Here is a 24,242-nt window from a genome sequence, read left to right on the forward strand (position 1 = left end):
TACACTTTACACTCAGCGTGTTTTTGACTGCTGAGAAGTTAAGTGAAGTTATCGTTTGTATCCCGCCTGATTAGTTTTGTTATTGTTTTTGCACTCATGTTATCCGCTGTCGTTGCTGTCTGGGGTTGGTATCAACTCGATAAGCCTTATCAAATCACTCAGGAATTTAAGCAATATCGAAATGTGTTTGATATTGATACACGTATTTTGCTGGAACGTTATTTAGCCTCGGGGCAGGCCAATTTACTTCAGGATGCAGAAAATCAGCTCGATGCAATGAAAACAAAAACGTTTGACTGGCTGAGTGAGTCAGATAATACAGCCATACAGAGTGGTATCGATGCATTGCAGTCAGAAGTTCAACAAGTGCGCTCTGCAGGCAAACTTTCAGCTAATCCTCAAACCTTGTTAATGAATAACGAGCGGGAACGTAACGGTGACTTACTGAGCTTGAATCGTTACGCAGAAAAAGCACAATCTACCCCAGCATGGCAGATTGCGGATTTTCTGCAGAAGCTGGTGGAGCTTGAGCATAGCCTGAATCAAATCTCTTTATATCGACAGCGATATCTTGAGACCCAGGATAAAGCGATTGAGAAAACCTTATTGGACGAAAATCAGTATTTCGCAGAGTTGGTTAAGCAACTGGAAGCCATGCCGCGATTTGGTATCTACACAGAGGTAGATGAAGAGGCATTAATCCCACAAGAGCCCGATGAGATCGGCGATCTCAGTATTGCTTCTTTACATAGCCTGACTCAGCGTTACGAAAAAGAACTCCGCAATACCCAGACTATGCAGCAACAAGTCACGGCAAGTAGGGAAGCTTTGAATCAAGAAATGCTGGCTTTTCAAGCGATGCTGGCTGAATATGAGAGCAAAATTAGCCAGATTAAGGCGGATATTACGCAACGCTTGCAGTGGCTAGTATTGCTGGCTCTTGTCTTTATTATCCCCGCGCTTTCTCTACAGTTTGTGATGCAAAACCGTTTGATGCGCTTTTTGCTCAAACTTGATGGCTTTTTTAAAGCCATGCTTGCTGGTCATTATCAGCAGAGTTTGACTTCTGAACTGGCTTTTAGTGAGACCAACTCCGTCGTCGAGGCAGCACTTCACTTGCAGCAGTATCTCGGCGATTTGATTGATAAATTAGACCATCAGGCGCAAACGTTGATTAACGCCAGTCGAACCTTGCAAGAGGAGTCCGAAGCTACTTCGACACTGACACAACAGCAACAACATACGACTGATCAGGTGGCTACTGCTGTTATGCAGTTGTCATATTCATTTAAGGAGGTCGCGAATAACGCGACAGATGCATCAGAGTTTGCTGGGCAAGCAAACGAAGCCACATATTCTGCTCGGCATAAGCTCAGCCTGGCATCAACGGCAACACAACAACTTGCTATGGATTTACTTGATGCAGAAACGGTTATTCATCGCCTTGAGCAAAATAGTCAAAATATTCAGTCTGTACTGGAAGTCATTCAGGGTGTGGCAGAACAAACCAATTTATTAGCATTAAATGCGGCTATTGAGGCCGCCAGAGCCGGTGAACATGGCAGAGGTTTCGCCGTTGTGGCAGACGAAGTTCGATTGCTGGCATCGAGAACCACTGAATCAACGGAAGAAATTAAAGCGATTATTGAGCAACTCGCTACTTCCGGCGCGGAGGCGACCAGTATTGTTGGTCGCCAAAGTGCTGCCGCAAAACGTTGCGCAGCGCAGACCGATGACGCGAATCTCGCCATGGCACCCGTTGTTTCGGCAATGGATAATATTACGCAAATGAATTCATCGATTGCTACGGCTACCCAACAGCAAACGGCGACCGTTGATGAAATTGCCCGTGCGGCAGAGCAGATTAAATCAAGTTCAATTGATGTGAATCAACATATTGTGGGTATTGGTCAGTCTGGAAGAGGCTTAACGACTATCAGTGAAGAGCTGAAACTATTAGTGCTGGCCTTAAAGCAGTGATCAGGATACAGGCTGAGCAGCCAATGGCAGTTCAAACCAAAAGGTTGAACCAAGCTGTTCTTTACTTTGATAACCAATTCGTCCACCCATTGCTTCAATGAGTTTTTTGGTGATAACCAGGCCTACACCACTGCCTTCTGTTGTCGAATTTTCTTGCCCTAATCGAGAAAAACTAGAAAACAATAATTGCTGATTTTCATGAGAAATACCTGACCCGGTATCGATCACCAGCACACGAAGTGAATCTGTCTGCTTTTTATACTCCAGCATTAAACTGCCTTCCGGTCGGTTATATTTGATGGCATTACTCAACAAATTAATCAGGATTTGTTTTAAGCGCATAGGATCAGCATTGACATAAACCTTGGGATCGTCGGCGATAAAGAGTTTGATTTGTTTCTGCCTGGCTAAGCTATCTACCAGCGACAGGCAATCTGTGACGGTGTTGCCCATATGGGTGGGCTTTAATTTTAAATCCAGATGACCACTTTCCACTTTTGCCAGATCAAGCACCTGATTAACTAATGTTAGTAGGTGCTTACTTGCTTTCATTATGTGGTCAAGGCTCTCGGCCTGTTGCGAATGTGGGGGCGATTTTGGGTCAGTTCTGAGTAATTGTGTAAAACCCAATATGGCATTGAGAGGGGTTCTTAACTCATGGCTCATACTGGATAAAAACTCTGTCTTGGCTCGATTGGCCGTTTCAGCGAGTTCTTTTGCTTGTTGAAGCGCAGAGGTCTGTTGTTGAAGTATTTTGGTTAAATAGAGTGACTGCCAATACTCTGCGTTAGCACGAGATGCTTGTATCAGCAAAAAAATCATATACGAAATCAGTCCAAATAAGATGCTCACTGTACTCAGGTTCCATTTGAGCATGGTCGATACGATGATGGGCAGAAAAATCATGCATAAATACATTCGAGCCAGCTTTTTCCATATAAACAGGCTAGTCAATGCACCTGCACCGATACCAATGGTAAACATCAGTACGACCATATTAGTAAATAAGGTTTGATACAGGTAGAGGCAAACCGCGACGTAAATACCCCAAGTCAGAGCTGAGAAAAAGAACACCACAAAAAGCTGTTTTAGTTTCATGTCTACAGCATGTGGTGTGTTCAGGATGGAGAAGACAACGTACAGACGGCATAAAAAGAGGAGGCCCATCAACCCAAATAAAAAATAGGTAAAAAAGGGGGCATCATTCATGATCGGTGAATAATAGGCGGAAATAAGCAGAGCTAAAAACACGATCAGGCCGCCGGATATAGTGCGTTTGGCCAGATCTTTTGCCGCTTGTTGCTTAACTTGGTTTGAGGCATCTGAGTCCAGCTCTGGCAGAGCGGGATCTACATAACCGTGTGATTCGCCATAGAACATCAGCGAATCATATGTCAATTTCGACGAATTTCAAATACTTAAAATGCATCTCCGCTATCTACTTCAATGAGTCGAATGCCGAGATCGCCTCTTGTCTGGCTTTTTTGTAATCTATGATTGGTTCAGGGTAATCACATTCTTTTCGTTGTGCCGAGCTTGGTGCATGTATCTGTTTTGCAGAAAGAGACTTTAACTCTGGTACAAAGCGTCGAATAAATTCACCGTCAGGATCAAACTTTTCAGATTGCCGCTGAGGATTAAATACTCTGAAATACGGGGCAGCATCACAACCTGTGGAGGCACTCCATTGCCAGCCACCATTATTTGCCGCAAACTCACCATCAATCAGAGTTTGCATGAAATATTTTTCCCCTTTACGCCAGTCGATAAACAAAAGTTTGGTTAAAAAACTGGCCGCAACCATGCGTAAGCGGTTATGCATCCAGCCGGTTTGATTTAATTGGCGCATGGCGGCATCCACAATCGGAAAGCCCGTTTTTCCTTCACACCAGGCCTCAAATGCCGATTCGTTGTCATTCCAGACCAGATTTTCCGTTTCTGGTTTGAAGGGCTTTTCTTTATTAAGATTGGGGAAATGCGTGAGTAATTGTCGGTAAAAGTCACGCCAAGCTAATTCTCTTAGCCAGTCATTATCCTGCCAGTGCAGATTCTGCTCCGCGCAATAATATTGAATAGTATGTAGAAGGCGTCTCGGACCCAAACGACCCATCGCTAGATACGGCGACAGTGTGCTGGTCGCCGGTGTGGCTGGCATGTCTCGTTTATCTGGGTAAGCTTTGAGTTTTTTCTGACAAAACTGCTGTAGCTTTTTCAGGATGTCTGATTCTTCAGCCAGCCAGAGATCTTCGCGATAGTCGCCCGCCCAGTCAGGCTTTATATCGTTGACTTTTATCGCTTTACCTTGCTTTTCTGGTTCATCAAATGGAGGGCGTGCCCGGTCTTCAAGAATCGTACGCCAACGACGATAGTAGGGAGTAAATACCTTATAAGGTTCGTCCTGTTGAGTCAGTACTGGAATCGGTACAAGCAGATCAGACTCAAGGGCATGACATTCAATATGGTTGCCTAATAAAGTCTGTCCAACCTGTTCATCACGTCTGCACTCATCCAAGGCGGTTTCTTGCTGAAACCAGACAGACTCAATCTTATTTTCTTCACAAAACTGACTTAAAGCAGTGGGAACATCAACAAAATAATCCACCTCTAACAGCGTGAATTGAATGCCTTTCTTGGCGAGGCTTTTATTTAAATCATTCAGTGAAGCTGCTTTCAAACCAAGTTTGGCGTCAGATTCATTATGTTGCAGCCATTGTTTGGGTGTCGCAATAAACAAAACCTGAATATCGCCACGCTGCTGTGCTAAAGCGAAGGCAGGATTATCATCTAAACGTAGATCATTTCTTAACCAGACTAAATGTGATGCTGACATTAGGTGTCCTTATGCTTTTTGTCGATATGCTGAAATAACCATGTGGCTCGTTCACGGATGACGTGTTGTTCTGTGTGTGATTTTTTTCCCAGTTTTTTGCTTGCATCGCCAGACGTGGGTTGTGACTAATGAGGTCATTATGCTGATCGATAAAATACCAATACAAGGTAGTAAAAGGGCAAGCTTTATCACCAGAAGCCTGTTTTGGGTCGAATGGACAATGCTGACAGTAGTTTGACATGCGGTTGATATAAGCACCGCTGGCAATATACGGTTTACTGCCGACAATACCGCCATCAGCGTATTGACTCATACCTAGCGTATTCGGCACTTCTACCCAACTGACGGCATCAACGTACATGCCCAGATACCATTGATGAATGTGTTTGGGGTCGACTTGCCACAACAGAGCAAATAAGCCCGTTACCATAAGCCGCTGAATGTGATGCCCGTAACCATAATCAATGACTTGTTTTAAGGCTTGATGCAAACAATGCATATCTGTATCTGCTGTCCAGTAAAACGCAGGTAAATCACGTTTGGCGTTCAGCGCATTAAACTGAAGCCAATCTTTTCGATATGCCCAATATAAGCCCCTGACATATTCTCGCCAGCCCAATATTTGTCGAATAAAACCCTCTACAGCATTGAGAGGTGCTTTGTTTTTTTGATAAGCCTCTTCTGCAGCAGCAATCACTTCCAGCGGATCTAACAGTTTAAGGTTTAAGCTTGACGATAAGCGCGCGTGATATAAAAAAGGCTGGTCCGTCCACATGGCATCTTGGTAATCGCCGAATGAAGGCAGATAGTGGTCGATAAAGTGGCGTAATTGAATCAACGCCTGGCGACGCGTAACTGGCCAGTTAAACGTATCGAGCTTGCCTGGCAGTTGTGAGAAGTGTTTCTCTACGATGTCGATAACATCCTGTGTGATGTCATCGACAGAATAGTTTGGATTCTCTTTGATTGGGTCTGGACCATGTTTCGAAAAGCTTTGCCGATTCGATTTATCAAAATTCCATTGGCCGCCAGCGGGTTTGTCCTGTTCCATCAGAATGTGGCGTGACTCACGTAAATGGCGATACCAGTATTCCATGGTGGGTTTTTTACGTTGTTTTAACCACTGACCGAACTCGCCACGTTTGGCGATGAAATGTTTGTCTTCTAACCAGTCTATCTTTAAACGATGTTGTTTTACGACGTGTTCAATTTCCTGCATAACCAGATAATCGCCAGGTAATACGCAACGTATTTCCGTAATGTCGTGCTGATGAAATGTATGAGTTAAAACCTCGGAAAACGAGTTGAAGCCATCCGTGATGCGATAATAGATGACATCAAACGCTTTTTTCTATCTCTTTAGCAAAGTGCCGCATGGCAGAGAGGAAGATAACGGTTCTGTTTTTATTTGATGCTGGCTGCAGAGAGGCTTGAGCGACTTCTGCCATCCAGAAAATATCAGTGGCTTTATCAACATCCTGCCAGAGAAGGCTATTCCAATTGAGTTGATCGCCTAGAATGATATTCAGCCTCACCCGTGTTACCCCCAACTATTCATGGAAACACTGGCTGAATTTTCCAGAGGATGAATCCTGAGATAGGGAAAGTGACTCAGTTTCGTAGGGGCCAGGAAACGTAATAAAATTTTATAGGTATCAATATCAAAGAAGATCGAATCCTGCGGCTGCTTCAACAACCGGGTGTTTGGCGTGGTATGGCCGTCTACCTGGCCCAGATAACACCATTGATCGATAAGATGAAAATGACTATCGCCGCCGTTGTTCGTTGGAGATTGTTCTTCCACAATAATTGGCGTTGACCATGGCCATTGCTGATTTTTGATGTGGGTCAAGGCCATATCGACACGCAGATTATAAAGCTTTGCTTGCTCTTTACCACAACAGGCACCGAGACATTTTTTTAGCTGATAACTAAAACAAGGGCCGGATGCTTTCTTTTCTATGTGGCAGAGACGTTGGCATAGTTTGTATTGAGAGATGAGGTCTAATAACTTGGTTTGTGCTTGTTTTTTGCTGCGAAACAGCCCGTATTTGCTAGTAATATCAGAAGCATCCGTCATATCAGCCACCATAATATCTAATTCAGCATAACCGTCTTTATTAAGCGTTTTGTTGATTTGATAGAGTTTTTTTATTTTGGTTTGGCGACGGTTGTAACGTGGCGAAGTTTGTTTGATGTAACTGTTTTCCAATAACTGAGCGCCAAAATCAGAGGGTGTTTCAATCCAATCGATATGATGTAACTGCTGGCTGATATCAAGTTCTTTGTGATGCCGGTGATCTGCTGAAAAATGGCTGAGTACACGCTCCTTAATATTGACAGATTTACCGATGTAGAGCAGTGTGCCGCCTTCATCATAGAACTGATAAATACCCGGCTTTTCGGGTAATTTCTGTATAAGCGTATTATCAAGATGGCTCGGTAGGCTGGGTCGTTTTAATATATCGGCAATTGTCTGCTGGATGACTGCTGCATCGATTTGTTGTTGGATGAGAGTGAAATACGTCAGAATAACTTCCGTATCAGCCATTGCTCGATGCCGATCTTTCACGGCAATCTGATGGCGCTGGATGATTTTATCCAGGCTATGCCCTTGATGTTGAGGGAAAAGTCGTCGGCTGAGTTTTACCGAGCACAGTGTTTTGGCTGAATAATCATAGCCTGCGCGTTTAAATTCCTGCTTGAGGAAACTGTAGTCAAAACGGGCATTGTGAGCAACCAGAATAACGTTTTGCAGACGTTGATATAAGGATTCAGCTATATCCTCAAAGGCGGGAGCATCAGCCACCATCTCATCATTAATGCCTGTGATTTTGTGAATCCATGGTGGGATGGGGCGCCCAGGATTAATTAAGCTTTGCCAGCGCGACTGAACTTCACCGTCTTTAATCTCAATCAGTCCTATTTCAGTAATGCGATCCCGACTGGCCCGACCACCGGTGGTTTCACAGTCCAATAAAATCATGTGTTCTGGGAAACAAGTCAGCTTAATCATGATGCGAGACGGATGAACGAGTATGTCGACGACAGCGCTGTGAACAATAGACGACATTATCCCAATCTCGCTGCCATTTTTTACGCCATGTAAACGGCCTTTGACAGATAGGACAAATTTTGACGGGGAGTGTGGCTTTGGAGTGTGTCACAACTATTCACTAAATAATTTCACAGATAGCTTGTCGTGCTATCTGTGAAATCAATGTGAACAGCTTATTCTGCTTCAGGAAGCTTAATAAAGAGCTCGCGGTAATGCTCTAATTCGCGAATAGAGTCTTTGATGTCATCCATAGCAAGATGTGATGAACGTTTTTTAAAACTTTTTTCGACCTTAGGAGCCCAGCGTCGAGCCAGTTCTTTAAGGCTGCTGACATCAAGATTGCGGTAATGAAAATAGGCTTCTAGATCAGGCATGCATCGAGCCAGGAAACGACGATCCTGACAGATGCTGTTTCCGCACATTGGCGAGACACCAGCAGGAACGTATTTTTTCAGAAATTCAATGGTCTGTTGTTCAGCCTCCGCTTCATTAAGTGTGCTGTTACGAACACGCTCAACCAAACCGGATTTGCCATGCTGGCGGGTATTCCACTCATCCATGCCATCAAGAATAGCATCGTCTTGATGAATGGCTAATATCGGGCCTTCTGCTAACACATTGAGATGTGCATCTGTCACAATGGTGGCTATTTCAATGATATAGTCATTATTAGTATCAAGACCGGTCATTTCCAGATCGATCCAGATGAGATTGTTTTTACTTTTGGCCATGGGCTCCGTCTTTTTTTGAGTTGGACTTAGACTGGTTGAACTTACTTGCCTGTGATTGTATCAAAGGCTACTCTGCATGACATTTTATAAAGATTCAAATTGGATAGATATTTATGAACGAATTTAGCTGGATATTTTTAGCGGCTTTGTTTTTGATGACAGCAACTGAACTCTGGTTATCAATGCGTCAAGGCAAACATGTTCAGGCGCATCGTAATAAAGTGCCAAAAGCATTTGAAGAACAGATTAGTCTTAGCGCTCACCAAAAAGCGGCAGATTATACTGTGGCAAAAGGTCGCTTTGGCCGCAAAGAAAATGTCTATGGCGTGATTATCCTGCTGGCATGGACATTTGGCGGTGGTCTGTCCTTACTCTCGACAGCTTGGGATGGACTGGGTCTATCGCCCATGCTGACCGGTATATTATTTCTATTGAGCTTTATTGTCATTGGTTCATTATTAGACTTACCATTTTCTTATTACAGAACATTTGTTTTAGAGGATAAGTTTGGTTTCAACCGTAATACCCCGGCTCTGTTCTTCTCTGACTTTATTAAACAAACATTGTTGACCCTTATCATGGGTGCCTTATTGATTTGGGTCGCCTTGTGGATGATGCAAAGCACAGGTGAATTCTGGTGGCTCTACCTTTGGGCGGCTTGGATTGGCTTTGCCTTGTTTATGATGTGGGCTTATCCTGCCTTTATTGCCCCTTTGTTCAATAAATTTTCGCCACTGGAGGATGCCAATTTACAGCAACGTGTGGAAAATTTATTAGCCCGGTGTGGTTTCAAAAGCCAAGGTATTTTTGTGATGGATGGTTCACGTCGCAGCGGTCATGGCAACGCTTACTTCACAGGACTGGGAAGTAATAAACGCATTGTTTTCTTCGATACTTTACTCAACACCTTAAATGAAGACCAAATTGAAGCTGTATTAGCGCACGAGTTGGGCCATTTCCGTCGCAAGCATGTGGTCAAAAATATGGTGGTGATGGCTGTGATTAGTTTGATTGGTCTGGCATTGCTGGGCTGGGCATCAAATCAGACCTGGTTCTATGAAGGCTTGGGGGTTAGCCAGCAGTCGAATGCTATGGCACTTGCCTTGTTCATGTTAGTCATCCCCGTATTTATGTTCTTTTTACATCCACTGATGACATCCTTGTCTCGTAAATATGAGTATGAAGCGGATGCCTATGCTGCCTCGGTATCCAGTGCTGATGATCTGATCGCGGCATTGGTGGCGTTGTATAAAGAAAATGCCAGTACCTTAACTCCGGATCCACTGGTGTCTGCTGTTTATGATTCGCATCCTCCGGCGGCTATGCGGATTGCTCACTTACAAACGAACTCTGCCTGATATGTTGCAAAAAACAGTGACCTTTTTTGGCGGACTGGTGTTATGCGCTATCGTGCATGCCAATGGTAAACAGTTGCATGATGCTGCTTGCTTGCAGTGTCATGCATCACTGAGCGGTGGTGATGCATACCAGTTATACAGCGGAGATGAGAAAAATATTAAAAGTTTAGCCGCGCTTGAGAAGCGTGTTTCGTATTGTGCTAAAGCAGCTGATGTTAGCTGGAATGAGCAACAAAAACGCGCGGTGGTTGATTATTTAAATTCGACTTTTTATCACCTTAAATAAAATTCACTTGATTACGGCCGTCTGCTTTTGAACGATAAAGCGCCTGATCAGCACGTTCAATCAAACTAATCGGTGTATCGTTGTTTTGATAAGTGCTGATGCCTGCAGACACTGTCACTTGTCCAATAGACTCATGGCTGCCTTTTTTCTTCAGGCGGCTTGCCGCAAATTTCTCACGAATCTTTTCCGTGATCATAAAGGTCTCTTCGAGACGGCAATGAACAAATAGCATAGCCAATTCTTCACCGCCAAAACGAGCCGCAATATGAATGTCATTAGAGTGACTTTTTAATAGTGAGGCAAAAAACTGCAGGACTTTATCACCCAGTAAATGTCCAAAACTGTCATTCAGTCGTTTGAACTTATCGATATCGAATAAAACAAGACTAAACGCATGACCTTTGCTACATAGCTTTTGAAGCTCATTATCAAAAGCTCCCCGATTAAGCAGCCCCGTTAGACTATCTGTTCTTGCCATTTCTTTAACAGCTTCCAACTCTTGTCTGAGTTTCATTATCTCTTCTGTTGAGCGCGTCAATTCAGTCTTTAGCTCACCACTGCTATTGGTAATTTGTTGGGTATTGGTCAAGATCTGGCTGACCAGCGTTTTTAGTTCATCAATATCATTACAGCTTTCTAGTTTTACCTGGCTTTGAGTGAGGCCTTCATTACATTCTGAGGCTGCAGCTTCAACTCTACTGATATTTTCCAGCGTATTATCAACAACCAGCTTCAGCCCATTATTTGTATTACTGAGACGTTCAGGCATGCCCATCAGCACATATTTCTCATAAAGATATTGTGTCACTTCCGGGGTGATGGGGTCATTTTTCTTTAAACGGGTATCAATGCTGTTCACCAAATCCTGATTGTCACCTGACACATATTCGTACCAGACGGCATAGTTCACGGGGGTGACCGGCGTCTGGTAACGATTAGCCAGTAATAAGCTCTGACGAAGATTTTCTGAGGCTTGTAGAAACGCGTGTTGATAAACAGGGGGAACGATAAAGTTTTGCTCACTTGCTATATTCCATGTTGGCAACTCTTTAGAAGAATTCACTAATTTGTTAATTAAATCAAGTATCTCGTGGTCGTTTACTGCACCACCAGACAAGGCACGCCAGTAGAACGGTGATGAAGGGTAAAACAGTTAAGATCGTTTTGCTGGATAACATTAGCTGAGCTGCGATAAACGTCACAATCAGACAAGCTATCATCACGAGATTTTGGATCCAGTTATTACCTGCCAATACAGTGCCGAGTATTCGCTCAGGAGAATGTGACTGTATAAGCGCATTGAGCGGAATAATAAATAGGCCACCAAATAAACCAAAGCAGAAAATTGAGACTGCAAATGCCGAGACGGAACTCAGTGTAGGGATAATAAAAAGAATAATACTCATACCTATCGCACCCAAAGGTATGAGAGAGGTTTTTATCAGGCCATGCTTGCCTGTACCTGCCAATAACGAACCGACGACAATGCCAATGCCTGAGCAAGCCAATAAGCCTTGAATTATCATCGTATTATTTTCAGCCAATACCATTTTTGCAAAGGCAGGAAATACGGCGAGAAATGTTTGCGAAATTCCCCAAAAGAATGACAGCCCCAATACGGAGTACCAAATAACCGGATTGGTATATAAGTTTTTCACATTTGTTTTTAGCAAATAACCTTTGATGTAATCTTTCCAGGGAAACCGTGTGAAATCAGTCGACTTCTTTGTATCAGTCAATCGGCAAGCGAGGCGCCACTCTACAATAGATAGAATCACCAACAACCAACCTGCCGGGGCGATATGACGCAGTAACGAAACCTCATCATGATATGGCTGGTCTATCAACAACCATTCAAACAACACGGTAAAAACAATAATTCCACCCAAGATGGCAACAATCGTCGTCGCTTGAATAAAGCCATTGGCTGCGGATAAATGCTTGTCACCACCAAGTTGCCGTATATAACCATACTTGGCGGGAGAATAGAGCGCACTTTGAATGGCCAGTATTAACGTCATGAAAAAGGCAAATAAAAACCAGCCCTGATAGTAAGCTAGCGTAATCAACAAGGTAATGATGATGGCTGAGAAAGCCGATGCTTTCATGATGAAAGGTTTGGAAAAACGATCAGAAAGATAGCCGGCCGGGCTGAATAAGAAAATAAAGGGTAAGAGAATGAGTCCATTCACAATCGCCGTCAACGCCACCTGCGTTTGATCATCATATATCTTAAAAATCGTGTTCTGAATGATGATTTTATGGCCCAAATCCACCATGGCATTAATAAAAGCGACGGCAATAAAGCTCATAAAGCCCGGTAATTTTACCGTGCTTAATAAGGAAGAATGTTTCAAATGGTTAGTCGTCCTTTAACCTGACGGCAAGGACATCACAATGAGCATGATGTAATACGGCATTAGCTGTTGACCCCAAGAGACGCTTAAAACCATGTCTGCCATGTGAGCCAACAATAATCAGATCAACATTATTCTCATCAGCCACACGGACAATATCATGTCCCGGTGTTCCCAATTCAACCCACTGTTGTGAAGCCGGAATGGATAATTTTTCAGCCAATGTCGCCAGTTGTTTTTTCCTGACTCTAACAAAGCATCACGCATATCAATATCAACACTGATCATCGGTTCATAAGCAAAATCAGTTAAAGGGAAATCTTCGATAATGTGGCAAATACTCAGCTTTGCCTGATGTTGTTCAGCAAGTTCTTGTGCTTTTGCGCTAATCAGATCTTTTTGTTTTGAAAAGTCAGTTGCAATCAAAATATGCTGATATTTCATGTCTATTCCCTCATGAAAAAGGGGCTGGTCAGCCCCCTCATCGTATTATTTAATCATTATCCAAAAAACGTTCGGCATCTAATGCCGCCATACATCCAGCTCCCGCCGAAGTAATCGCTTGACGGTAAATAGGATCGGATACATCACCTGCTGCAAACACGCCTGGCACGCTGGTTTGTGTTCCTTTTTTAAGGATGATGTAGTCATGTTCCATTTCTAACTGGCCTTTGAATATACCGGTGTTAGGCTGATGACCAATCGCAATAAAGACACCAAGTACAGGAACCTCCTGTGTTGAGCCATCTTCCGTGCTTTTCACACGAATACCGGTGACACCAGACTCATTACCAATGACTTCGTCCAACGTGTGATTCCACAAGATTTCTACATTACCTTCTTCTGCTTTTTTCAGCAGTTTATTGGACAAAATCTTTTCAGAACGGAACGAGTCACGGCGGTGAATGACGGTGACTTTCGAAGCAATATTGGACAGGTATAAAGCTTCTTCAACAGCGGTATTACCACCACCGACAACAGCGACGTGTTGACCTTTATAAAAGAAACCATCACAGGTTGCACAGGCAGACACACCACGACCTTTAAAGGCCTCTTCCGATTCCATACCTAAATATTTGGCTGAGGCACCTGTCGCAATAATCAAGGCATCTGCCGTATATTCACCTGCATCACCGATCAAACGGAAAGGACGCTGAGTTAAATCGGTGGTGTGGATATGATCAAAGATAATATCTGTACCAAAACGTTCCGCATGGCGCTGCATACGTTGCATCAATTCTGGGCCCTGTACACCTTCATCATCACCTGGCCAATTGTCGACATCGGTAGTGGTGGTTAGCTGTCCACCTTGTTCGATACCGGTAATTAATACAGGCTCTAATGCTGCTCTAGCAGCATAAACCGCGGCAGTATATCCCGCTGGACCTGAGCCTAAAATCAGTAAACGACAGTGTTTGCTGTCTGCCATAAGTGGAGCCTCCAAGAGAGTTATCAGATATGTATAGTTAGAGTAACCATTGCGATGATTTTGGACAAGCATCTAACTTCAAAAGCTGTGTTAAAATCAAGCGTTAATTTATTGGCAGGGTTGGAAATATCACAGTGGCACAGTCGACACGTGTAAATGACAAGCAGAAACAAGAACTCAACTCTGGCGCAGTCGGCTTCCGTCTGCGTGAGGCAGCACTGATTTTGTCAGTCGCATTAGCGGCATACTTACTCTTGTCTTTATGGTCATATCAGCCTACCGATCCTGGTTGGTCAACGACCGGAACCGATGACATCATTGCCAATAGCGGTGGCATAGTCGGCGCTTGGTTAGCTGATGCTTTGCTCTATGGCTTTGGTTTTCCCGCCTATCTATCACCATTAATGATTGGTTTCAGTGGCTGGTTATTGTTTAGCTGGGGAAAACGCGCTGATACAGAAGATGCTCTGCATTTCTGGGTATTAAAAATGGTCGGCTTATTGATGGCTCTGGCTGCAGCCAGTGGTCTGTCTACTCTTAGTCTGAGCGACTATGCCTCGCTATTGCCTCTCGGCGCTGGTGGTGTGTTAGGCGAAGTGGTAGGGCATGGTTTTGAGTCGGTATTTGGCGCCTCTGGCACTAGTTTGCTATTGCTGGCGGTCCTACTCACTGGGGTCACGCTTTTCACCGGACTATCCTGGTTGATGGTGATTGATAAGTTAGGAGCGATGGCCATGATCGTCGCCATTCATGTGGCCCGCTGGGTGCGTGAAATCAAGGAAGAGTTGGAAGCCAAGCGTACTCGTCAAAAACGGGAAGAGACTTTTCATCAGGAAAAAGAAAAGTTACAGCACAAGGCAAAAGTGCGCATTGAGCCAGTCTTAGAGAAAAAAGAGCCAAGCAAGCGCGAAGAAAAAGAAAAACAAGTGCCATTGTTTGAAACACCAGATGCGCCAGGTATGCCAGCCTTAGCTTTATTAGATATGGCTCAGCCGAGTAAGCAGGCCTATAGCGAAGAAGTCTTGCAAGCCATGTCTCGACAAGTCGAGCTGAAACTAAAAGACTTTGGCGTAGATGTTCAGGTTGTAGAAGTTCAGCCGGGTCCTGTAGTCACGCGGTTTGAATTGCAACCGGCTCCTGGGATTAAAGTCAGTCGTATCAGTGGCCTTGCTAAAGACTTAGCAAGAGCGCTATCCATCAGCAGTGTTCGTATCGTTGAAGTCATTCCGGGTAAACCTGTTGTGGGTCTAGAAATCCCTAATGAGAGTCGTGAAATTGTTCGTCTTCGTGAAATTCTGGCCTGTGATGAATACGAGAATAGCAAATCATTGCTAATGATGGCGCTGGGTAAAGATATTGCTGGCCGTCCAGTGGTCGCTAACTTAGAAAAAATGCCTCACTTACTGGTGGCAGGGACGACTGGCTCAGGTAAATCGGTGGCTGTAAATGCGATGATTCTGAGTTTGCTGTACAAGGCAACACCAGAAGATGTGCGTATGATCATGGTCGATCCAAAAATGCTGGAGCTGTCGGTTTATGAAGATATTCCACATTTATTAGCGCCAGTTGTAACGGATATGAAAGAAGCCGCTAATGCTCTGCGTTGGTGTGTTGCTGAGATGGAGCGTCGTTATCCATTAATGGCTGCTTTAGGCGTGCGTAATATCGCTGGTTATAACAAAAAAGTCAGAGAGGCGATTGAACGCGGTGAGCCAATTAAAGATCCAACAATTGAGGTGGAGCCGGGTGAAGTTGGGCCCACTTTAGAGCCACTCCCTTTTATCGTTGTGATTATCGATGAGCTTGCTGACATGATGATGGTGGTCGGTAAACAAGTTGAAGAGCTGATTGCACGTTTGGCGCAAAAAGCACGGGCATCAGGGATTCATCTTATCTTGGCGACACAACGACCTTCTGTTGACGTTATCACCGGGTTAATTAAAGCCAATATTCCGACACGTATGGCTTTCCAAGTGTCTTCGCGAATTGATTCTCGAACCATTCTTGATCAAATGGGGGCTGAGCAGCTGCTAGGGCAGGGCGATATGCTCTATTTACCTCCGGGGAGTGGACTGCCTGAACGTGTCCATGGTGCATTTGTGGATGACCATGAAGTCCATAATGTTGTTGAGCATTTAAAGAAAAATTCACAGCCTAACTATCTTGAAGAAATTACCCAAGATCAGAGCAGTGATGACGGCGATGGTGGTATCGGTGACCCAAGTGATGCAGAGTCAGATCCGCTCTATGATCAGGCTGTGCAAATCGTCGTCGAAAGTCGCCGGGCATCGGTTTCAGGTATCCAGCGCAGACTGAAAATCGGTTATAACCGGGCTGCACGTATCGTAGAGGCTATGGAAGCAGCTGGCGTTGTTTCTGCCATGCAGGGTAATGGTAGCCGTGAAGTTCTGGCACCACCGCCACGCGATTAAATCAGGAACCAGGCTGGTAAACCGGAGTCAGTAGAACATGCAATTTATCTTTCGGAGTCATTGAATGACCATAAAAAAATTAGCACAAGGCTTTTTGCTATTGTTGCTTCCTATTGTTGCCATGGCAGATATGAGCGGCACGGAAAAGCTCAATCATTTTGTTAAACAGGTAAATACATTCCAGGCCCACTTTGAACAAACCGTTCTGGATCCTGATGGCAATTTAGTTGAACAGGCCCAAGGTCAGTTTCAATTGGCAAGACCTGGCAAGTTTCGTTGGGATTACAACGACCCATACCCTCAGCATATCGTGGCTGATGGTATGAATGTTTGGTTTTATGATGTGGACTTAGAACAAGTTACCGTGAAGGCGCAAAACGAAGCGTTAGAAGATACGCCTGCAACTTTATTATCGGGACAGGCTTTACCTGAAGATAGCTACAATGTTCGTAACTTAACATCTAGTGATGGTTTAACCTGGGTAGAGTTAACACCCAAACAGAGCGGCAGTAACTTTCAGTCTGTGATGCTAGCCTTTAATAAAGATGAATTACAGCAAATGATCATGCGTGATAGCTTTGATCAAAGAACTCGCTTAATGTTCAGCCAGATCAAAATTAACCCGACATTTAAAAAAGATACGTTTAAATTTAGTGCGCCTGAAGGCATAGATATCGTAGGTGAACCGCAGCAGTGAGTTTGTTTGATCAAGTTGATGACCTGGCTGGACGTCCTTTAGCGGATCGTATGCGTCCAAAGACGCTTGACCAGTATATCGGGCAGACACATTTGTTGGGAGCGGGTAAGCCGCTGCGACAAGCTATTGCCTCAGGTCATCCTCATTCCATGATTTTCTGGGGCCCACCCGGAACAGGGAAAACCACTTTAGCCAAACTTATTGCCGGTTACTGCGATGCTGAATTTATTACCATTTCAGCTGTATTAGCCGGGGTGAAAGAAGTAAGAGCTGCTGTTGCACGAGCTCAACAGTTACTGCAGGAACGTGGTCGCAGAACCATGCTGTTTGTGGATGAAGTGCACCGTTTTAATAAATCTCAGCAAGATGCATTTTTACCTTATGTTGAAGATGGTACTTTTACCTTTATTGGCGCTACTACAGAAAATCCTTCCTTTGAATTAAATAATGCCTTGCTCTCACGAGCCAGGGTCTATGTGCTCAAATCCTTAGAGGCTGAAGATTTACGCCAAATCATTGATAGAGCCATGTCAGATGAGGAGTTAGGGTTGGCCGACAGAGGCATTGAGGTGGGCGAGACTTTGCGAGATCAATTAGCACAAACTGCTGATGGTGATGGCCGCAGAGTGTTAAATCTGCTTGAAATAGCCGTCGATTTGGCCGATAGCAAAGGTCAGAAAGCCGTCGACGAGCATGATCTTGCTGAAGTGTTATCCGGTACGATTCGACGCTTTGATAAAGGCGGTGAAGCTTTCTACGATCAAATTTCAGCACTACATAAATCCGTGCGAGGTTCAGCGCCTGATGCTGCACTCTATTGGCTGTGTCGAATGCTGGATGGCGGTTGCGATCCTGTTTACCTGATGCGAAGAGTGGTGAGAATGGCGGCTGAAGATATCGGTAATGCTGATCCCAGAGGTTTACGTATCGCTCTCGATGCTTGGGAAAGCTTTGACAAACTCGGTAGTCCGGAAGGCGAACTGGCGATAGCTCAAGCAGTTGTTTATCTAGCCTGTGCCCCCAAAAGTAATGCGGTGTATACCGCCTTTAAAGCGGCCATGAATGATGCCAAAGCACATGGTTCGGCTGAAGTACCGGTACATCTAAGAAATGCGCCCACCAAATTGATGAAAGAATTAGGGTATGGCAGAGAATACCGTTATGCTCATGATGAACCCGATGCTTATGCCGTGGGTGAAACCTACTTCCCAGAATCAATGCGCGAACGTGAATACTATCAACCAGTAAATCGTGGTCTTGAAATAAAAATAGCTGAAAAACTAGACAGGTTAAGAGCCATGGATAAGCAGGCCCGTCAAAAATAATCTAGCTGTTAACGTAAAGGTCATAGCGAGTATTTTTACTCTGAATACTGGCACTTGGCTTCTGATTACCAACAAACTCAGCACCTTTGGGACGTTTCACTACGACTCGTCGTAGAGCTACGTGTCTGGCCACAGTGAGTAATTCTGCACTATGTGTATCCGGTCCAATTAGTTGGTGTAGTGCCTGCATCTCTTTTTTAACTAATGCCGATTTATCCCGACTGGGATACATAGGATCCATATAAATGACATCCGGCTGCTCCTGCACTGACGATAAAAAATCAATAGCATTGGCATAATGAATGGTCATTCGTTGTGTAATAACTTTTACTTCGGGATCCATTTCCTGCTGTTGTAAGGCATCTTCGATGAGCAAACTTATCACCTGGCTTTGCTCAAGCATAGTGACCGTGCTGCCTAGGGAAGCTAGGACAAAAGCATCTCTGGCAAAGCCTGCGGTAGCATCAATAATGCTTGGGATATGGCCTTGTTTCATGCCAACAGCTTTGGCTAGTGGCTGACCTTTACCACCACCAAATTTACGCCGGTGATCATACTTGCCTGACGTGAAATCGATAAAAACAGGATTACCGATATTAGGCATCTGAAGACTCAAACGGTGCTCTTCAACTAATAATTGTACTAGTGACTTATCAAGAGTCTTGATTGGAACGGAGAGTCTTTTTTCGAGGGACTGTGCTCGTGGCAGTGACTGTGAGTTTACTGCCACGAGACTATCTAATGCGTTATTCAACGGTCGTAATAAATTGTCCAAAGGAGCGAGGGCCTTTGCCTGTTTTGATTGAATTGATAACTTTTTCTGTTTTAGTGTCAATGACAGAAACGGTGTTATCACCCCAGTTGACAGCATAAAGCTGTGAACCATCGGCACTAATATCAATGCCTTCAGGTGTGTCTTCAATGTCGATTGTGTTGCTGACGTCAAAAGAGGTCGTGTCAACGACAGAGATGGTGGCCTCATCTTGGTTAATAACGTAGAGTTTTTTATTATCTTTGCTGACAACAGCGCAGTATGGCCAGTCACCGACTTGAATTGTCTCAATAACTTTTGCTGTGTTGGTATCGATGGCTGTGACATTGCTACTTTTGACATTCACACTATAAACGCGTGAGCCATCTGGTGAAATCGCCAGCCCGAATGGTGATTCTCCAACCTCAATTGTATGCGTCACTTGATCATTGCTCAGGTCAATAAATGACACTGTGTTATCGTCACGATTGGAAACGTAAAGACGCTGGTTTTCTTCATCAATAACCAGGCCGGCAGGGGATTTGCCTACTGCAATCGTATCTATCAACTCGCCAGAATCAGGATTAATGATACGAATATTATTTTCATACCAGTCTGCTACATAAACGCGTGTACCACTTTTAGAGGCGGTTACACCGACTGGCCCAGGTCCGACTTTGATTTGACGTATTTCCGTTAATGACTTTAGGTCAAGCACTGAAATCGTTTGTCCATCGGGATTGGTAACAAAAGCCATATCATGGTGCGGGCTCACACTGATGCCGGCAGGGTGCTCACCTACTGCAATCGTTTTGATAACGGTCTGAGTACTTAAATCTATGACGCTGACATTACTGGAGAGCTGATTAGTGATGAGAGCATATTCAGCCTTATCATCAGCACAGGCAGATAAAGTGAAAACGGCTGTAAGAAAAAAGGCGACTCTAAGAGCCGCCTTTTGAATATTTTTGAAACACATGATGGAATTATTTTTCCAGCATTGTTTTCAGGTTGTTCAGACCAGATGTGTAAACACCTTTAATAGCGTTAACCGCATCTTCATCACTTTGGCCTTCTGGAACAGGTGGGTTATCCATGAAAGAACGGTAAAACTTACCTTTCCATGTGACTTCTGAACCACCATCTTTTGCTTTAACTGATAACCAAGATTTGTAGTTGTTTACTGGTAGTGTGTAGTAAGGTGTATCTTTACTATTGTATGTAATTGTTTTGATAACGCTCATATCTTCGATCTTGTAGATCATCATCATTTTTTCGTTATCAAGTTTTTGCAACTCTTCAGTGATGGTTGGGTGACCTTCACCTTTTAAAGTCAGCTTACGTTGCTTATCACTTAACATTTCAACGCTCGCAACAGCTGGATGCCACTTGTCAATTGCTGTGAAATCACCCAGAACAGCCCAAACTTTTTCAGGAGAGGCATTAATAAGTACCGTTTCTTTAACTGACTGTCGTGTTGGACCATGAGCGCTGGCTACCATTGGTAACAGTGCAACTGCTATGGCAAAAAACTGCAATAATTTTTTCATTATTTCTATCTCCGTTTTTTAATAAATCCGACAGTGACGTTAACAAAGCCATCCTGAACACAGTCTGAACAAATGTCATCGAACACATATCACCATAAGTTGGACTGCACACTCTAGCGGAAGTATCTAATATTTTCCACATGGATATTTGACTTAGTCATACATATTAATGAAAATTAACCCCCTTTATGTCTAACTCAACAAGCGGAGAAGCCTGTGCCACTGATAAAAATCAGGGACTTGCACTTTTATCGTGGTGATCGAACCATCTTTGATGGCGTGAATATCGATATCGAACGCGGTAAAGTGACTGCGATTATGGGCCCGAGTGGTACCGGCAAGACAACGTTACTTAAGCTGATTGGTGGCCAACTTCGACCAGATAAAGGCACGATAGAAGTCGATGGTCAGAATGTTCACAAGTTGTCACATTCTGAACTCTACGAACTCCGAAAACGAATGGGAATGCTGTTTCAAAGCGGTGCGCTACTAACAGATATCAATGTATTTGATAATGTCGCTTTCCCACTCCGTGAGCACACCAACCTGCCAGAGTCCATGATTCGCGATCTTGTTCTGATGAAGTTGCAAGCTGTAGGGCTTCGTAATGCACGTCATCTTTCGCCTAATGAATTATCAGGCGGTATGGCAAGACGCGTTGCCCTTGCTCGTGCAATCGCTCTCGAGCCGATGATGATTATGTATGACGAACCTTTTACCGGTCAGGACCCTATCTCAATGGGGACGCTGGTGAATTTGATTCATCGTATGAATGACGCTATGAAGTTGACGAGTATTGTCGTCTCTCACGATGTAGCCGAAACGGCTGAAATTGCTGATTACATCTATCTTATGTCGGCAGGCAAAATTATCGAACATGGTTCACCGGCACAACTGGAACACTCAGGTTCAGAATGGGTTAAGCAGTTTATGCAGGGCTTACCAGATGGGCCCGTACCCTTCCATTACGGCGGCCCGGACTTTGCTGAGGACTTACTCAACCCTGAGGACAATGCATGATAAATTATATTCGAGGCCTTGGTCGTTGGGGACTGGGTCTGTTCGAGCGGCTGGGACGTGCCCACATTTTATTGGCTTCAATGATCGCTGGCATTCCTGGTTTGTTCTTGCGGTTTTCCCTTGTTATCCAGCAACTGTTTTCGATTGGCGTACTCTCTGTCATGCTCATCGTCATTTCTGGCTTGTTTGTTGGTATGGTTTTGGGGCTGCAAGGGTATAATACGCTTGTTGATTTCGGTGCCGAAGAGTCACTCGGTGTCATGGTTTCTCTGTCTCTAGTGCGTGAACTCGGTCCTGTGGTGACAGCATTACTTTTTGCCGGACGTGCAGGCTCAGCCTTGACTGCAGAAATAGGCTTAATGAAAAGTACAGAACAGTTATCAGGCATGGAAATGATGGCTGTTGATCCTGTGAAACGAATTATTGCTCCCCGTTTTTTTGCCGGGGTCATTTCAATGCCTTTACTGGCTGCCATCTTCAGTGCCGTCGGTGTACTAGGTGGTTTTCTGGTTGGGCATGGTCTGTTAGGCGTTGATGACGGCGCTTTTTGGTCACAGATGCAGGCAAAAACAGATTTATACGAAGATATTTTTAATGGCGTTATCAAAAGTATTGTTTTTGGTTTCGTTGTGACATGGATTGCCTTATTTGAAGGGTATGATGCTATGCCCACATCAGAAGGTGTGGGGAGAGCGACAACTCGTACAGTAGTACATTCAGCCTTTGCCATTTTGGGGCTGGACTTTGTACTGACTGCGTTGATGTTTGGAGATTAGAGAGAATGATGCAGAGTAAAAGTACTGAAATTACTGTTGGAATGTTTGTCGCGGCGGGTATTGCAGCATTGTTTATGTTGGCAATGAAAGTCAGCAATTTGGGAGATTTAACAGAAGAAAGTGGGTATGAACTCATCGCTGAGTTTGAAAATATTGGTGGTTTGAAAGTGCGTTCCCCTGTCACTATGGCGGGAGTCAGAGTGGGGCGTGTGACCAACATTACGCTTGACCCACAAACGTTTGATGCCAAAGTGACGCTCAATATGTATCCACAGTTTGATAATATTCCACTTGATACCTCTGCCAGTATCTATACGTCTGGACTATTAGGTGAGCAGTATATTGGTCTCGTTGCTGGTGCTGAAGATGAATCTTTAAAAAATGGTGATGTCATAACCCTGACTCAACCGGCACTTGTGTTAGAACAGGTTATCGGCCAATTTTTGTACAGTAAAGCTGAAGGCGAATAAATGAACATTTACAGAATCATGAGCAAATCACTGTTATCTCTGATCACGTGTTTTTTCTTGGCGACAAGTTTGCTTGTTTCAGCGGAGAATATGTCTGAACCTCAAACGCTAGTAAAAAATGCATCTGATAAAATGCTCAAAGCGTTAGAAGATAACCAAGCTGAGCTTGAGAAAAGTCCTGAGAAAATCTATTCATTGGTTGAGGATATTCTCATGCCATATTTTGACTTTGAAAAAATGTCTAAATTAGCTCTAGGAAAAAACTGGCGTCAACTGGATAAAGAACAACGCGTTCAATTTGTTGAAGAGTTTCGCCTGCTATTGATTAGAACTTACTCGACAGCCATGCTTGAATATACAAACGAAGAGATTCGTTTATTACCTTTCCGTGATGATGTATCCAGGAAACGTGTTACTGTTCCTATGGAAGTCATTCAGCCTGCCGGTCCATCCATTCCAATGGCGCTATCACTTTTTCAAAATGATAGTAGTGAGTGGAAAGTTTACGATGTGAAGATTGATGGCATCAGTTTAGTGACCAATTATCGTTCGAGCTTTGCTACAGAGATTCGTAACAAAGGCGTTGACAGCCTTATCAGCGATTTAGCTGAACGTAATGCAAAATTGAAATCATGAGTAAACCGTTCGCTATCAAATATGATGATGCCAGCAAGGCTTTCATGGTCTCTGGTCCAGTCACACTGGACTCAGCAAAAGAAGCCTTAATAAAAACAAAAGGTGTTTTTGATTCGGTGTCAGATATCGAAGTTGACTTGCAGGGAGTCACCGAGTCAGACAGTGCAGGATTGGCCCTTCTTCTTGATTGGATGAGAGCCGCGAAAAATGCCAACAAGCCCATCACATTTAAGCACTTGCCTGAACAGATGGACGCGATTGCCAAGGCCTCAGGCCTGGATGAATTGTTGCCCCTAAAATAAAGTTGAAAGTTATAACTCATGAAAGCATCTGATATTAAAGAAATGATTGAAGCGGGTTTACCTGATGCTGATGTACAGGTATTCGGTGACGATGGACAGCATTTTGATGCGCGCGTTGTGTGCCCGTCATTTGCTGGAAAGACCTTAGTACAACAGCACAAAATGGTGAAAGAAACACTGGGTGATAAATTTACCAGTGGTGAAATTCACGCCTTATCACTAAAAACTTCTGCAGCCTAGCAGTAGACAACACA

Annotated in this window: 27 protein-coding genes; 12 read left to right on the forward strand and 15 right to left on the reverse strand. The window is 44.0% G+C overall.

The features are described 5' to 3' along the window. Nucleotides 1–42 precede the first annotated feature (42 nt). Nucleotides 43–1,980 carry a methyl-accepting chemotaxis protein gene (locus QUE24_RS09545; RefSeq protein WP_286303603.1) on the forward strand — a complete coding sequence of 646 codons (1,938 nt, stop codon included), beginning with the start codon at nt 43–45 and terminating at the stop codon, nt 1,978–1,980. Here the strand turns inward: QUE24_RS09545 and QUE24_RS09550 are convergent, their stop codons facing one another. The 7 genes from QUE24_RS09550 to orn form a co-directional block, all read right to left on the reverse strand. Beyond that, nucleotides 1,981–3,360, reverse strand: a complete 1,380-nt coding sequence (locus QUE24_RS09550; RefSeq protein ID WP_286303604.1) for a sensor histidine kinase — start codon at nt 3,358–3,360, stop codon at nt 1,981–1,983. Nucleotides 3,361–3,418: 58 nt separating this feature from the next. After that, nucleotides 3,419–4,810 carry a deoxyribodipyrimidine photo-lyase gene (phrB, locus tag QUE24_RS09555; protein WP_286303605.1) on the reverse strand — a complete coding sequence of 464 codons (1,392 nt, stop codon included), beginning with the start codon at nt 4,808–4,810 and terminating at the stop codon, nt 3,419–3,421. Beyond that, nucleotides 4,776–6,143 (reverse strand): cryptochrome/photolyase family protein, encoded by a 1,368-nt coding sequence (locus tag QUE24_RS09560; protein ID WP_350226613.1) that lies wholly within the window; start codon nt 6,141–6,143, stop codon nt 4,776–4,778. Before QUE24_RS09560 ends, phrB begins: the two co-directional genes overlap by 35 nt. A gap of 4 nt (nt 6,144–6,147) precedes the next feature. Beyond that, nucleotides 6,148–6,345 carry a cryptochrome/photolyase family protein gene (locus tag QUE24_RS09565; RefSeq protein ID WP_286303606.1) on the reverse strand — a complete coding sequence of 66 codons (198 nt, stop codon included), beginning with the start codon at nt 6,343–6,345 and terminating at the stop codon, nt 6,148–6,150. Between the two features lie 5 nt (nt 6,346–6,350). After that, nucleotides 6,351–7,883 (reverse strand): exonuclease domain-containing protein, encoded by a 1,533-nt coding sequence (locus tag QUE24_RS09570; protein WP_286303607.1) that lies wholly within the window; start codon nt 7,881–7,883, stop codon nt 6,351–6,353. Continuing rightward, nucleotides 7,819–7,977: a DUF2256 domain-containing protein gene (locus QUE24_RS09575; protein WP_286303608.1), complete on the reverse strand. Its 159-nt coding sequence runs from the start codon at nt 7,975–7,977 to the stop codon at nt 7,819–7,821. Before QUE24_RS09575 ends, QUE24_RS09570 begins: the two co-directional genes overlap by 65 nt. Nucleotides 7,978–8,041: 64 nt before the next feature. Then, nucleotides 8,042–8,599 carry an oligoribonuclease gene (gene orn, locus QUE24_RS09580; RefSeq protein WP_286303609.1) on the reverse strand — a complete coding sequence of 186 codons (558 nt, stop codon included), beginning with the start codon at nt 8,597–8,599 and terminating at the stop codon, nt 8,042–8,044. A gap of 113 nt (nt 8,600–8,712) precedes the next feature. Between orn and QUE24_RS09585 the strand changes: the two genes are divergently transcribed. Continuing rightward, the gene (locus QUE24_RS09585) at nt 8,713–9,957 is read left to right on the forward strand and encodes a M48 family metallopeptidase (protein ID WP_286303610.1); all 1,245 of its coding nucleotides are present in this window, start codon (nt 8,713–8,715) and stop codon (nt 9,955–9,957) included. Nucleotide 9,958: 1 nt separating this feature from the next. Then, nucleotides 9,959–10,243 carry a hypothetical protein gene (locus tag QUE24_RS09590; protein ID WP_286303611.1) on the forward strand — a complete coding sequence of 95 codons (285 nt, stop codon included), beginning with the start codon at nt 9,959–9,961 and terminating at the stop codon, nt 10,241–10,243. Here the strand turns inward: QUE24_RS09590 and QUE24_RS09595 are convergent. Genes QUE24_RS09595 through trxB form a run of 5 tightly spaced genes read right to left on the reverse strand, consistent with a single transcriptional unit; the run spans nt 10,236 to nt 14,029 of the window. Further along, nucleotides 10,236–11,360: a GGDEF domain-containing protein gene (locus QUE24_RS09595; RefSeq protein WP_286303612.1), complete on the reverse strand. Its 1,125-nt coding sequence runs from the start codon at nt 11,358–11,360 to the stop codon at nt 10,236–10,238. The genes QUE24_RS09590 and QUE24_RS09595 overlap by 8 nt on opposite strands. After that, nucleotides 11,323–12,600, reverse strand: coding sequence for an MFS transporter (locus tag QUE24_RS09600; RefSeq protein ID WP_286303614.1), 1,278 nt, complete (start codon nt 12,598–12,600; stop codon nt 11,323–11,325). Before QUE24_RS09600 ends, QUE24_RS09595 begins: the two co-directional genes overlap by 38 nt. Nucleotides 12,601–12,604: 4 nt before the next feature. Then, nucleotides 12,605–12,823 (reverse strand): universal stress protein, encoded by a 219-nt coding sequence (locus tag QUE24_RS09605; protein WP_350226578.1) that lies wholly within the window; start codon nt 12,821–12,823, stop codon nt 12,605–12,607. Further along, nucleotides 12,721–13,044: a universal stress protein gene (locus tag QUE24_RS09610; RefSeq protein ID WP_286303616.1), complete on the reverse strand. Its 324-nt coding sequence runs from the start codon at nt 13,042–13,044 to the stop codon at nt 12,721–12,723. Before QUE24_RS09610 ends, QUE24_RS09605 begins: the two co-directional genes overlap by 103 nt. A gap of 49 nt (nt 13,045–13,093) precedes the next feature. Next, nucleotides 13,094–14,029: a thioredoxin-disulfide reductase gene (gene trxB, locus QUE24_RS09615; protein ID WP_286303617.1), complete on the reverse strand. Its 936-nt coding sequence runs from the start codon at nt 14,027–14,029 to the stop codon at nt 13,094–13,096. A gap of 134 nt (nt 14,030–14,163) precedes the next feature. Here trxB and QUE24_RS09620 point away from each other — a divergent pair, with 134 nt between their 5' ends. The 3 genes from QUE24_RS09620 to QUE24_RS09630 all read left to right on the forward strand — a co-directional run bounded on the left by QUE24_RS09620 (nt 14,164) and on the right by QUE24_RS09630 (nt 18,483). After that, a complete protein-coding gene (locus tag QUE24_RS09620) occupies nt 14,164–16,461 on the forward strand; it encodes a DNA translocase FtsK (RefSeq protein WP_286303618.1) in 2,298 nt (765 codons plus the stop codon). A gap of 64 nt (nt 16,462–16,525) precedes the next feature. Beyond that, nucleotides 16,526–17,158, forward strand: coding sequence for an outer membrane lipoprotein periplasmic chaperone LolA (lolA, locus tag QUE24_RS09625; protein WP_286303619.1), 633 nt, complete (start codon nt 16,526–16,528; stop codon nt 17,156–17,158). Further along, complete coding sequence (locus tag QUE24_RS09630; RefSeq protein ID WP_286303620.1) at nt 17,155–18,483, forward strand: replication-associated recombination protein A; 1,329 nt, start codon at nt 17,155–17,157, stop codon at nt 18,481–18,483. The genes lolA and QUE24_RS09630 overlap by 4 nt, the downstream gene beginning before the upstream one ends. 1 nt (nt 18,484) lies before the next feature. On the opposite strand, the gene QUE24_RS09635 is transcribed toward QUE24_RS09630, so the two are convergent. Genes QUE24_RS09635 through QUE24_RS09645 form a run of 3 tightly spaced genes read right to left on the reverse strand, consistent with a single transcriptional unit; the run spans nt 18,485 to nt 20,784 of the window. After that, nucleotides 18,485–19,213: a class I SAM-dependent methyltransferase gene (locus QUE24_RS09635; protein WP_286306103.1), complete on the reverse strand. Its 729-nt coding sequence runs from the start codon at nt 19,211–19,213 to the stop codon at nt 18,485–18,487. A gap of 16 nt (nt 19,214–19,229) precedes the next feature. Next, complete coding sequence (locus QUE24_RS09640; protein WP_286303621.1) at nt 19,230–20,213, reverse strand: beta-propeller fold lactonase family protein; 984 nt, start codon at nt 20,211–20,213, stop codon at nt 19,230–19,232. Between the two features lie 7 nt (nt 20,214–20,220). Beyond that, nucleotides 20,221–20,784 carry an SRPBCC family protein gene (locus QUE24_RS09645; RefSeq protein WP_286303622.1) on the reverse strand — a complete coding sequence of 188 codons (564 nt, stop codon included), beginning with the start codon at nt 20,782–20,784 and terminating at the stop codon, nt 20,221–20,223. A 216-nt stretch (nt 20,785–21,000) separates the two neighbouring features. On the opposite strand from QUE24_RS09645, the gene QUE24_RS09650 reads away from it, so the two are divergent. The 6 genes from QUE24_RS09650 to QUE24_RS09675 are packed head-to-tail and all read left to right on the forward strand — an operon-like array spanning nt 21,001 to nt 24,228. Continuing rightward, nucleotides 21,001–21,804, forward strand: a complete 804-nt coding sequence (locus QUE24_RS09650; RefSeq protein WP_286303623.1) for an ABC transporter ATP-binding protein — start codon at nt 21,001–21,003, stop codon at nt 21,802–21,804. Next, nucleotides 21,801–22,580, forward strand: a complete 780-nt coding sequence (gene mlaE / locus QUE24_RS09655) for a lipid asymmetry maintenance ABC transporter permease subunit MlaE (RefSeq protein ID WP_286303624.1) — start codon at nt 21,801–21,803, stop codon at nt 22,578–22,580. The genes QUE24_RS09650 and mlaE overlap by 4 nt, the downstream gene beginning before the upstream one ends. A gap of 5 nt (nt 22,581–22,585) precedes the next feature. Further along, nucleotides 22,586–23,050: an outer membrane lipid asymmetry maintenance protein MlaD gene (gene mlaD, locus QUE24_RS09660; protein ID WP_286303625.1), complete on the forward strand. Its 465-nt coding sequence runs from the start codon at nt 22,586–22,588 to the stop codon at nt 23,048–23,050. Continuing rightward, entirely contained in the window at nt 23,051–23,686 is a 636-nt protein-coding gene (locus QUE24_RS09665; RefSeq protein ID WP_286303626.1) for an MlaC/ttg2D family ABC transporter substrate-binding protein, read from the forward strand. It abuts the gene before it with no gap. Beyond that, complete coding sequence (locus QUE24_RS09670; protein ID WP_286303627.1) at nt 23,683–23,988, forward strand: STAS domain-containing protein; 306 nt, start codon at nt 23,683–23,685, stop codon at nt 23,986–23,988. Before QUE24_RS09665 ends, QUE24_RS09670 begins: the two co-directional genes overlap by 4 nt. Nucleotides 23,989–24,006: 18 nt before the next feature. Next, entirely contained in the window at nt 24,007–24,228 is a 222-nt protein-coding gene (locus tag QUE24_RS09675) for a BolA family protein (RefSeq protein WP_286303628.1), read from the forward strand. Nucleotides 24,229–24,242 lie beyond the last annotated feature (14 nt).

The organism is Methylophaga marina, assembly GCF_030296755.1.
GTDB classification, from domain to species: Bacteria; Pseudomonadota; Gammaproteobacteria; order Nitrosococcales; family Methylophagaceae; genus Methylophaga; species Methylophaga marina.